Origin of the sequence: Bacillus pinisoli (assembly GCF_023036475.1) — a bacterium.
GTDB classification, from domain to species: domain Bacteria; phylum Bacillota; class Bacilli; order Bacillales; family SA4; genus Bacillus_BS; species Bacillus_BS pinisoli.
In genome coordinates, this window is sequence record NZ_JAJQKI010000013.1 from 89051 (window position 1) to 100178 (window position 11128).

The window sequence follows — 11128 nt, forward strand, 5'->3', positions numbered from 1 at the left end:
AACAGACCATGGATGCTTTTTTTGTGTAGAAAGTTATAATATTCACATTGTTCATAATAGATGTATTTTTCTCCCTAACGTAAACTAATTGTAAATATGGTAGTATTTTCCTAAAAATGATTTATAATTAGTAACTGTGTTAGTTTTTTCCATTTTTACCAGATTATAAGGTAAATGAACGGGGGAGAAATATGAAGCTGTTAAAGTTTTTTGTTGAGAGAAAGATATTAATTGGTCTAATGGTCATGTTCGTGTTGATGGTAGGTAGTTTTTCCATTACAAAATTGGATCAAGAATTGATGCCTGCCATTGAATTCGATGCTGCCTATGTGCATGTAAATGCGGGTGAGATGGCTGCGATTGAGGTAGAACGTACGATTACCACACCATTAGAGCAACGTATTTTAGCGTTGGATGGGGTAGAAGGTGTATCTTCTACAACTAATATAGGGCGCAGCTCTATTCAGGTCAAGATTGAAAGTGGCCGTGGAGAAGATGTAACCAAAGAAATTCAGTCCGTTGTCAATTCGGAGACTGCATCTATAAATGGTGTAAAAGAGGCTGTCACAGATCAAATGAGCACATCACAAAGTTATGAATTTTTTATGGATGTATCTAACGGTGATATGGAAGAGATGACAACCTTTGCGAAGGACATACTTGAACCGAGATTAGAAGAGTTACCAGAAGTAAATGATGTATTACTTGCAGGAGTGGAAGAAAAAGAGGTAACAATTGAGTTTAACAGAGAAAAGGTAAATGAATTAGGCCTTGATATTATGCAAGTGGTTAGTATGATTCAACAAGGGAATAGTGAGGCCACAGTTGGAGAATTTAGTAGCGAGAAAGGCTCACCATCATTACGATGGAATACGAAACTTGAAAACGTTGAGGAGATTAAAAATCTGAAAATACCTAGCCTAACCGGAACCATAAAAGTGAAGGAATTTGCTGCTGTCTCTATTCAACCATTAGAGACTTCAAGCTTAGTTTGGAAAAATGGAACAAAAGATTTTATTTTTATTCAGATTGGGCGAGTTTCCGATGCAACACAAATTGAAATGGCAGAAGCGGTACGTGCAGAAATTGAAAAGATTCGTGAAGAAGGGCTTGTCAATGGGTTTGAGCTAAATGAAATGGTGGCTCAGGCAGATTATGTAAAAAATTCAATTGATGGAGTAACGAGTAATATTTTAATCGGTGGATTTATTGCAATTATCATTCTATTACTATTCTTACGCAATATTAGAGCAACCATTATTGTAGGTCTTTCCATTCCAACTTCTGTCTTACTAACGTTCGCATCGATGTGGCTGTTTGATTATAGCTTTAACATTCTTACGTTGATTGGACTTGGATTAGGAATTGGAATGATGGTAGATTCCTCAATAGTCATTTTAGAATCCATTTATCGTAAAAAAGAGCAAGGAATGCCAAACTTCAGTGCCGTCATTGAAGGGACGAAAGAGAGGTGGCAACAGCGGTTATTGCTTCTATGCTAACGACTATTGTTGTGTTTCTCCCAATTGGTTTACTTGGTGGGGAAATGGGACAATTTATGGTCATGCTTTCTGCTGTAGTGGCTATAACATTAATAGCTTCTGTCGTCGTATCATTTACATTAATACCTTCTCTTTCGGAAAACTTTTTAAAGCTGAGTAAGAAAAAGAAGCCTAAAAAGGAAGGGTTTCTTTTATGCGGATATAGTAAAACAGTTGCTTGGGCAGTGAAGAAAAAACGATATAGCTTTGCTGTGGTAGCCATCTTCTTTTTAATGTTCGCCGGTTCATTAACGTTTGTCACAAAGATTCCAATGACGATTATGCCAGACATGTTAAACCGTTATCAAGAATTAATGGTTACGGTTGAAACAGGGGTTTCGCTGGAAGAAAAGGAAGAGATTGTGGCTAATATAAATCAGGCGCTTTCTTCAGTAAAGGATGTAGAATCGAATTATGTTTTAGACAATGGAAATATGTTATATACAATTATTAATATGACAAAAGGTGAAGCCATTACTAGAGAACAAAAGGAAGTTAATGAAGATATTTTCCGATCATTACGTGAATTAGAAAAAGTATTACCTATTAAAAATGTTGCGGGCGCTATGTCTGCTGGTGGAGGATCTCCTGTACAAATAAATATTAAAGGTGAGAGTTTTGAAGAGCTTCAATCGGTAGCGACTGAATTTATTCCAGAGCTTGAAAAGGTCGAAGGAATAGTCGGAATTAGCAATTCAATTGAACGCACCTCAATAGAAGAAGTAATTGAACTAAATGAACAAGCCATTGAAGAAGCAGGATTAACTAAAATTCAAGTCAAGCAATTTATTGAAACTAGCTTTTTACAGATGCCTGTTGGGGAAGTGACTTTTGAAGAAGAGAGATTACCAATGATGGTAAAATGGGATGAGCAGATTGAGAGTAAATCTAATCTTTTAGATTTACAGATTCCAACCTCAAGTGGAGAGAAGAAGCTTTCAAACTTTATCTCACTAAAAAGTGTGGATACACCGAATGAAATCTCTCATGATGATGGAGAAAGATTCATTTCAATTTCTGCAGATATAGAAGAACGTGATTTAGGCGCTATTAATCGCGATGTTCAAAATTTAATTGAAGATTTCCAAGCTCCAATTGGTTATACAATATCTCCATCGGGTGATTTAGAGCAACAACAAAAGCTGATGCAGGAAATGATTATGATATTAGCCATCTCTATTTTCCTAGTATATTTAGTCATGGCTGTGCAATTTAATAGCCTTTCCCATCCTATTGTTGTCATGTCTGTTATACCAATGACGGTAGTTGGTGTTATTTTAGGACTTCTGCTAACACAACGAGAACTAAGTATTATGTCTGGAATGGGTGTAATAATGCTAATAGGGATTGTTCTGAACAATGCCATTCTGCTCATTGACCGTACAAATCAATTACGAAAAGTAGGCTATAAAGTAGAGGATGCTCTTGTTGAGGCAGGGAAGAATCGCGTGCGTCCAATCTTTATGACGACATTAACAACAGTTGGTGGGATGCTTCCTTTAGCATTAGCTACTGGTACCTCGGGGAACTATCAAGCACCAATGGCGACAGTTATTATCTCTGGGTTAATGTTTGCCACTTTCATTACATTGTTACTCATCCCTTCTGTGTATCGCTTATTTGATGCAATAGGAAGTAGCTTTACAAGGCTTGGCAAAAGTAGACGTAAAACTAATCGTAAGCATGATAAAGAGGTAACAGAAGCAGTAAGTTAATCCATGTTTATATCAAACAGAAAGAGGCCAGCATTTACATCTTGGCCTCTTTACCCATATTTACGCTTATGAGCTGTTTTTTATTAAGTTTCCCCAGAGAAGTATAGGGCAAACTGTTAACAATCTTTATTTCTTTAGGTAGTTGAAATCTAGCGACTCTCGGCCGTAACCATTCTAGTAACTCTTTTTCGGTAAGATTTTGATTTTCCTTAGGAAGTACATATGCTTGTAACCTCTGGCCAAACAAATCATCTTGAACTCCTATTATCGCAACATCCTCAATTAGAGTGTGCTCCATTAGCACTTGTTCAACCTCAATAGGATAAACATTTTCACCACCGGAAACAACCATATCATCGGTTCGTCCACATAAAAAATAATACCCATTTTCATCCTGGTACCCTAAATCGCCCGTTTGAATCCATGATTTATTTCTATTTTTGATGGACCAGTCATTTTGAATACATAACTGCCCTATTTTTCCGTTATTAAGCTCATTCATATCACGATCTAGAAACTTAACGCGCATACCCTTTATCTTTTTCCCGACAGTTAGAGGAGAATACTCTAAATCCTGTGGGGTTGCAATAAAGTTTAATCCAGCTTCAGATGTACCATACAAATTGTAGAGTACTCTCCCAAGAATCATAAACGTCTGATTCACAAGCTTTGTATGTAGTTTAGCACCACCCGATGCGACACAGCGAAGGGAGGCTAATTTTTCTGCATCAGACTCTAACATTTTTTGTAACATTGAGGGTACAACCGTGACGACCTCAACTTGATGTTCATGAACTAGGTTGCAAGCCTTCTTAGCATTAAATCCACAACTAACTACTACTGTTTTTCCTAAAGGTATGAATAGTAGTAAGACGGCAAGACCGTATCCATGATAGATGGGAGTAGCGATATAGGCCGAGTGATACTTTAGGATTCTTAAACGTTTAATAAAGGCTATGAATGGATGTAAGTAGTTAAATAATGATGGCTTATGGGCGGCATCTTTAGAAATACCTGTCGTACCACTAGTTTGTAGAACAATCTTACTACCATATGTTCTTGGTATTGCCGGCAAAGCATAACTCTCTAATTGGAGATTATTAATTGCAGGTAATCTGTCGTGATAGCTTAATACTTTTTTCTTAGAATAATGAGATTGTTCAAGTAGTTCGCTTAATTCTTCATCATAGATGATTAAATCGAAATCATGACGTGCAACAAATTGATTGAGTTGATTTTTACTCATTTCCGTATTTAACAGATAGACATTCGCACCTAGCCTCGAAACGGCAAAAATAGATTTAACGAGAGAGACATGGTTTCTACATAAAAAGCCTACTTTCTGTCCACTATGGAGATGTGTCTTTTGTTTAAGACAGTGAGCGAGATTAATAGATTCGGCTAAGAGTCGCTGATAAGTAATAGTTTCACGGTCATCTATTAGTGCAATATTATTACCGTATTTCTTTCCTGCAATATGGAGTAGAGTCATTAAATTTATTCCAGAACTGTAGATTGATGAGAATAGACTATAAATTCCGATGGGGGATAGCAATTGAATTTTGTATAGGACATAGATAAACTTAACTATTTTCATGATTTCTTCCTGTTTTTCGTCTTATTTGAAAAGTCCCCGAAACTAGTAAGGAAAACAGAGGCTAGCTGTCCAATTAGTAACCACCATGGCTGGTACTTCTTTTTTTGTGTATACATGGATTTACAAATGATCTTGGCAACATGGCTTGGTGTCATGGCGGGCATATGTTGATATGATATGGTTGGTTGTATCATAGGTGTTCTCACTAGTGGTAAGTATATAGTTGTGGTTGTTATTCCTTCGGCCCTTAACTCTGTTGAAATGGACCTCAACCAAACATCAAAGGCTGATTTGGAGGCCTGATAAGCTGCAAAATAAGGTACAGGGGCTAGTAGCGCATTGATGGTCGAAACATTAATAATTTGTCCATGGTTCTTCTTAAGAATTGGTAAAATAGATAACAATAATTGAACCGGTGCGAAGTAATTAATAGCCATCGTTCGTGTGAAATCATGATAACGGTCTAAAGAATCATAGATAGAACGATTAATAGATAGACCTGCATTACTGACGACGATATCTAAACCATTCGGTAAATCATGAAGAAATGTCAGGAACTCATTCATCTCATGATCATTTCGTAAATCAGCTTTATAAATACTTACAGTAGCTGACTTTGTTTCTATTCTATTTTTTATCTGTAAAAGCTTTTCTCGTCTTCTAGCAACTAAAACTAAATGACAACTAATGCTTGCTAATTGATAGGCAACCTGTTCGCCAATGCCAGAACTTGCACCAGTTATAAGGACAGTCTTTCCTGTTAGATGGGCTTTTAACTTTTTATGATTGAAGTAGGTAGGTAAAAATAGGCATGATTCTATAAAACGATACCTTTGCATAATAACTCCTAATTTACTAAGTTTAGTTTTACTTTGGCTATTTTCGTATAAATAGTTGCTTTTGTACTAGTATAATGTCTACTACTTTTCATCTAGACAGTCGCTCTTTTCTAACGATAAATACGTCTTTTTATCGATTTAAATAAGCTTAACTTCAGATAAAATAGTCTAAAAGGCAACCAAGTTTTAGAAAAGAGCCTTTACATTTTAACAGTTCAACAAAGTGATATGTTTCTCCTTCTAATACTAGTTATTTGTCATAAGGATTTATTCACCTCAATTTTAGTAGGGGTCTTTCCCTTGACCTGCTTTAACGTGGCGACGATAAGAAAGCTAACAATTACTAATAAGAGCCATGAACTCACTTTCCCTAAATGTACAAGACTCCATGCTTCAGTTTGGTTAGGATATTCCCAAGCACCAAAGAAAGTAGCAATATTCTCAGCAATCCATATAAAAAATCCAATGAGTATAAATGAAAGGGCAAGTGGCATACGATAACGAGTTCCTCCCACCTCGTAAGTGGCCCATGATTTCCAAAATACAATTATCACAAGACCACCAAGCCACCAACGAACGTCTATCCAAAAATGGTGGGTAAAAAAGTTTAAGTATATGGAAGAAGAAAGGGGCACAACAATGAATAACGGTGGCCATTTCACTAATACAACTTTAAGCCTTCTCCATGCTTGGCAAAGATAACTTGCTACACTTGCGTACATAAAACCACTATATAAAGGCACTCCAAAGAATTTGGAGTACCCGTCTTCAGGATAAGACCAAGAGCCCATATGGACTTTAAATAATTCAAGGGCAAGGCCAATCAGGTGGAACAAGGTAATGACCTTCAGTTCATCACGTGTTTCAAGCCCAGAACGCAACATATACCACTGCATGAGTAGACAAATTAGAAGTAACCAATCATATCTTGGTAGGATAGGGAGGGAGATGAATTGAGTTAGGGCCAATGCAGCAAAAATGACTACAGGAAACAAACATGATAGGGCCTGCTCATAACCAAAACGAATGAGTTGTGTGATTGTTCTCATCTTTTAAACCTCCCCATGCTTAATGATTGTATGGAGCTTTCTTACTCATCCTCTTCACTTCGGTATTCTAGAATATCTCCAGGCTGACAGTCTAATGCCTTACATATTGCTTCTAGAGTTGATAATCGAATTGCTTTTGCTTTTCCATTTTTTAGTATAGAAAGATTTGCCATCGTAATCCCAACTCTTTCTGAAAGTTCGGTTACACTCATTTTTCGCTTAGCCAACATTACATCAATATTAATTATAATCGCCATTTTTTATCACCTCAGACCGTTAAATCATTTTCAGATTTAATGTTGATCGCTTCTTGTAGTAGTTTCTGGAGAACTGCAGCAAACACAGCAATTACCATCGAAGCAAAGATAAGGATCATTCCAATAATAATGATGCCTGGTGCATCATCTTTCTCCGCGACGAGATAAAAGAGGGGCATACCTAGCACAAAAATACTACTGATCATAATTGCACATAATTTAATTTTCTTTAAAGCTTTAACAGATCGCTCCGAAAACGCATTGTTTTTGTCAATATAGGTCAAAAGATTAAACGCTTGGTACAAAGCAAAGTAAAAAGGAATGGCTGCTCCATAAAAAACGATGAATACGAAATACTTGATGTAAAAAAACTCAGGATACAATTCTACCGTATAATTACCTATCTCTTGCACGAGAAACATACATAAAGCCAGGATCGGAAGACCGATAAGAAAAAGAGCTACTTTTAAAAAGATTGTGGAACCTCGTTTCATAATAAACACCTCACATATATTGTTATATTGATTCTAATGGATTATTTATTGTTTTACAATAAAATATTGTTGAATTATATAATGTTATTGTTGTTAACTAGTATTTGCTCACAAAAAAAGCATTCTCCGTAAAGGAGATGCTTCATTCTGGTAATCTTACTCACTATGTATATTAGAAACTAGATCATAACCTAATAGACAAGCAATCAACCAAATAATTATGGCAGAAAGGCGATTGATATTTCGTTGAAGACGATGACTTGGATCTAAATTACCTACTAATTTACCCATATAGGCTAAAAGAAAAAACCAGAGCCAGGATACAGTAATACAACCAATCGTAAACAGGTGTTTTTCTGCTCCTGTATAGGTCAAGGAGCTCGTCCCGATGACACCAATTGTATCTAAAATGGCGTGAGGGTTTAATAGGGAAACAGATAAGGCAAAACTGATTTGCTGTTTAGGTGAAAGTGGCTTCTGTTTCTCTGTAAGTTGCGTCTGACTTGCCGAACGCCAAATTGTCCATCCCATATAAACTAGAAATATTAAACCGATAAACATAAACACACTTTTTAGCCAAACGATCTTAAAAATTAAGATGGAAATACCTGATATCGCTAAAGCTATAAGTAAGCTATCGCATAAGGCTGCCGTTAAAATGACAGGTAAGACTCGAAAATAGGTTGGCTGGGAAGCACCTTGGTTAAAGACAAATACGTTTTGGACTCCTAAAGGAAGGATAAGCCCAATGGCTAGCAATGCTCCATGAAATAAAGCAACCAAACAATCATCTCCAATAATATAAACTAAAAAAAAGCCGAAGTTTCGTTACTTCGGCTTAAACATTACCAACCTCGATCATATTGTTTCGGCGGTTCAATGGAAACTCCAAGCTGTTTAGCTGCTGTTCTTGGCCAATATGGGTCTCTTAACAGCTCACGAGCAATGAAAATTAAATCTCCACGATTATTTTGCAAGATCTCTTCCGCCTGAATGCCAGTTGTAATTAAACCAACTACTCCAGTTGGAATGTTTGCTCCGTGTTTAATCGTCTCAGAAAATCTAATTTGATAACCAGGGAAGACATTGATCGGAGCAGGAACGACAGCACCAGAACTTACATCTACTAGGTCAACACCTTGTTCTTTCATCCAAGATGCGTATGTAATATAGTCTTCAGGAGTTAGTCCTTCTGGGTGATAATCGTTTGCAGATACTCTTACAAATAATGGACCATCCCAGACCTCTTTTACAGCTTCAATGATTTCTCGGAGAAATTGATAGCGTCTCTCAGGACTTCCACCATACTCATCTTCACGTTTATTGGTAAGCGGTGATAAGAATTCATTAATTAAGTAGCCATGAGCACCATGAAGTTCAATGATGTCAAAGCCTGCTTGTTTTGCACGATTAGCACCATCTTTGAAAGCTTGAACCGTTTCTTTAATTTCAGCAACGGTCATTTCCTTTGGTGTTTTCATTTTTTCATTGAATGCCAAAGCAGAAGGGGCATGGATTTCACCTGCAACCGTTGCTTTTCTACCTGCATGAGCAATTTGAATAGACGTAGCTGCACCTTGTTCCTTGATCATCGAAACTAAGTTAGACAGTCCAGGAATATGTTCATCGTCCCAAATTCCAAGGTCTCCACTAGAAATTCTACCTTGAGGCGTAACGGCAGTGGCTTCCACCATAATTAACCCTACTCCGCCAACGGCACGGCTCACATAGTGAGTAAGATGCCAGTTTTCAACTTTTCCATCTTCATTGTGAGAAGAATACATACACATCGGAGACATGACAATCCGATTTTTTAATGTAACGTTTTTAATTTGGTAAGGACTAAATAGCATTGATTCCATGTACAATCTCCTTTTCTGCTTTCTATTTTCTTCCACTATTATAGCATCCATCATTTTTATATACATAGTTAAGTGCTCACGGGGAGTGGTATACTATGTATGAAAAATTGTCTAAAGAAAGGTGCACGATATGTCAATGTGGCAGTCAAAGGAAGAACTTGTAGCCTTACTATCTAAGCTAGTAGAGAAGGAAAGTATCACAGGTACCAATGAAGAGATTGAAATGGCAGAGCTTATTCATTCTACCCTTCAAGAATTACCGTATTTTCACGAGAATCCAGATCATCTAAAACTGAAATCAATAACGGACGGACGTCTTTTTGTTACAGCTTTGGTTAAGAAGCCAAACGTAAAGAAAACGATTATTTTGCTTAGTCATTTTGATGTGGTGGAAGTAGGGGATTACGGAAGCTTTAAAGATTTAGCGTTCCGTCCGAAAGAGTTGACTGAAGAATATAAGAAACACAAGCAACTTTTCCCAAAAACTGTTCGAGAGGACCTAGAAAGCGAGAACTGGTTATTTGGAAGAGGGACGATGGATATGAAAGCAGGACTCGCCCTGCAGATGTCGATGCTTGAGCGGGCAGCGAATGGAGAATTTGACGGAAACCTTTTGTTAGTAGCTGTACCTGATGAAGAAGTAAACTCTGCTGGGATGATAGGTGCTGTGCCTACGTTAGTTAATTTGGCGGCTTCATATGATATCGAGTATGCAGCTTGTCTAAATTCTGAACCTATGTTTTCTAAATACCCAGGTGATGAGCACTATTACATGTATACAGGTTCCATTGGAAAAGTCCTTCCGGGTTTTTTATGCTCTGGGAAGGAGACGCATGTAGGGGAGCCATTCTCTGGGTTAAATGCAAACTTAATGGTTTCAGAATTAACTAAAGTATTAGAGCTTAATACAGATTTTTGTGAGGTGGTAGAAGGAGAAGTTACACCACCACCAACGAGTCTTTTTCAGCGTGATTTGAAAGAGGAATACTCCGTTCAAATTCCTCATATGGCTTCTGCTCTATTCAATGTGTTATTTATGAAGCGGTCTTTACAGGAATTAACAGATCTATTGTTACAGCAAGTCAATCTTGCTGCTAAAAATATTGAACTTCATTATGAAAAACAAGTTGAAAAGTATCGTCAACTTGAGAGTTTTAGCGAAAATAAAATGAAGGTAAATGTGTATACATATCAACAGCTATTAAAACTTGCGGTAGATAAGCATGGTAGTGAAGTGATTGAGAAAAGACAACGTGAGTTAGTGTCTGCACGTTCAGGGGAAGATGATCGGGAATTTTCAATAAAGTTAGCTCAAGATGTTGTGACACTTTGTAAAGAACAATCACCGATGATCGTTTTGTTCTATAGTGCCCCTTACTATCCTTCTGTACTATCTAGTGGAGAAGAGTTAATTTCTTCTACAAAGGACAAGCTATTAGCTTATGCGAAGGATACATATGATATGACCATAAAACCACTTCACTATTTTTCCGGTCTATCTGACTTAAGTTTTGTAGGACTCAGAGGGAAAAAAGAGGAGTTGGATCCGCTATTATTGAACATGCCACTCTTCAAAAAAGGGTATGATTTACCTGTTGATGAATTAGAAAAGCTTCAGGTGCCTGTGTTAAATGTAGGTCCGTTTGGGAAGGATGCCCACCAATGGACAGAGAGACTGCATGTTCCAATAAGCTTTGAAATCTTTCCAGACCTAATTTCACAAACCATCAAAAACTTATTAAAATAGTTAATTTTAAAAACGTAGAGCAACATT

Annotated in this window: 10 protein-coding genes; 3 read left to right on the forward strand and 7 right to left on the reverse strand. The window is 37.1% G+C overall.

Translation table 11 applies throughout. The annotated features are described in order from the left end of the window. Positions 1–191: 191 nt before the first annotated feature. Positions 192–1502 (forward strand): efflux RND transporter permease subunit, encoded by a 1311-nt coding sequence (locus tag LT143_RS20500; RefSeq protein WP_272495838.1) that lies wholly within the window; start codon positions 192–194, stop codon positions 1500–1502. Next, positions 1472–3256, forward strand: a complete 1785-nt coding sequence (locus LT143_RS20505) for an efflux RND transporter permease subunit (RefSeq protein ID WP_336296627.1) — start codon at positions 1472–1474, stop codon at positions 3254–3256. Before LT143_RS20500 ends, LT143_RS20505 begins: the two co-directional genes overlap by 31 nt. Before the next feature lie 34 nt (positions 3257–3290). Here LT143_RS20505 and LT143_RS16630 read toward each other — a convergent pair whose 3' ends face one another. The 7 genes from LT143_RS16630 to namA all read right to left on the reverse strand — a co-directional run bounded on the left by LT143_RS16630 (position 3291) and on the right by namA (position 9354). Next, positions 3291–4853, reverse strand: a complete 1563-nt coding sequence (locus LT143_RS16630; protein WP_246944760.1) for an AMP-binding protein — start codon at positions 4851–4853, stop codon at positions 3291–3293. Beyond that, positions 4850–5692 carry an SDR family NAD(P)-dependent oxidoreductase gene (locus LT143_RS16635; RefSeq protein ID WP_246944764.1) on the reverse strand — a complete coding sequence of 281 codons (843 nt, stop codon included), beginning with the start codon at positions 5690–5692 and terminating at the stop codon, positions 4850–4852. The genes LT143_RS16630 and LT143_RS16635 overlap by 4 nt, the downstream gene beginning before the upstream one ends. A gap of 257 nt (positions 5693–5949) precedes the next feature. Further along, the gene (locus LT143_RS16640; RefSeq protein WP_246944767.1) at positions 5950–6741 is read right to left on the reverse strand and encodes a DUF817 domain-containing protein; all 792 of its coding nucleotides are present in this window, start codon (positions 6739–6741) and stop codon (positions 5950–5952) included. Positions 6742–6782: 41 nt separating this feature from the next. Next, entirely contained in the window at positions 6783–6998 is a 216-nt protein-coding gene (locus tag LT143_RS16645) for a helix-turn-helix domain-containing protein (RefSeq protein ID WP_246944771.1), read from the reverse strand. A gap of 11 nt (positions 6999–7009) precedes the next feature. Continuing rightward, positions 7010–7492 carry a DUF2975 domain-containing protein gene (locus LT143_RS16650; RefSeq protein WP_246944774.1) on the reverse strand — a complete coding sequence of 161 codons (483 nt, stop codon included), beginning with the start codon at positions 7490–7492 and terminating at the stop codon, positions 7010–7012. Between the two features lie 156 nt (positions 7493–7648). After that, positions 7649–8275, reverse strand: coding sequence for a LysE/ArgO family amino acid transporter (locus LT143_RS16655; protein ID WP_246944778.1), 627 nt, complete (start codon positions 8273–8275; stop codon positions 7649–7651). A 62-nt stretch (positions 8276–8337) separates the two neighbouring features. Beyond that, positions 8338–9354 carry an NADPH dehydrogenase NamA gene (gene namA / locus LT143_RS16660; protein ID WP_246944780.1) on the reverse strand — a complete coding sequence of 339 codons (1017 nt, stop codon included), beginning with the start codon at positions 9352–9354 and terminating at the stop codon, positions 8338–8340. Positions 9355–9484: 130 nt separating this feature from the next. Between namA and LT143_RS16665 the strand changes: the two genes are divergently transcribed. Beyond that, a complete protein-coding gene (locus LT143_RS16665; protein ID WP_246944781.1) occupies positions 9485–11101 on the forward strand; it encodes a M20/M25/M40 family metallo-hydrolase in 1617 nt (538 codons plus the stop codon). Positions 11102–11128: the final 27 nt, after the last annotated feature.

Bases quoted from the DNA above. Each gene is read 5' to 3' on its own strand.
- LT143_RS16665 (WP_246944781.1), top strand. From the start codon at position 9,485: ATGTCAATGTGGCAGTCAAAGGAAGAACTTGTAGCCTTACTATCTAAG.
- LT143_RS16630 (WP_246944760.1), bottom strand. From the start codon at position 4,853: ATGAAAATAGTTAAGTTTATCTATGTCCTATACAAAATTCAATTGCTA.
- namA (WP_246944780.1), bottom strand. From the start codon at position 9,354: ATGGAATCAATGCTATTTAGTCCTTACCAAATTAAAAACGTTACATTA.
- LT143_RS16650 (WP_246944774.1), bottom strand. From the start codon at position 7,492: ATGAAACGAGGTTCCACAATCTTTTTAAAAGTAGCTCTTTTTCTTATC.
- LT143_RS20500 (WP_272495838.1), top strand. From the start codon at position 192: ATGAAGCTGTTAAAGTTTTTTGTTGAGAGAAAGATATTAATTGGTCTA.
- LT143_RS16635 (WP_246944764.1), bottom strand. From the start codon at position 5,692: ATGCAAAGGTATCGTTTTATAGAATCATGCCTATTTTTACCTACCTAC.
- LT143_RS16640 (WP_246944767.1), bottom strand. From the start codon at position 6,741: ATGAGAACAATCACACAACTCATTCGTTTTGGTTATGAGCAGGCCCTA.
- LT143_RS16645 (WP_246944771.1), bottom strand. From the start codon at position 6,998: ATGGCGATTATAATTAATATTGATGTAATGTTGGCTAAGCGAAAAATG.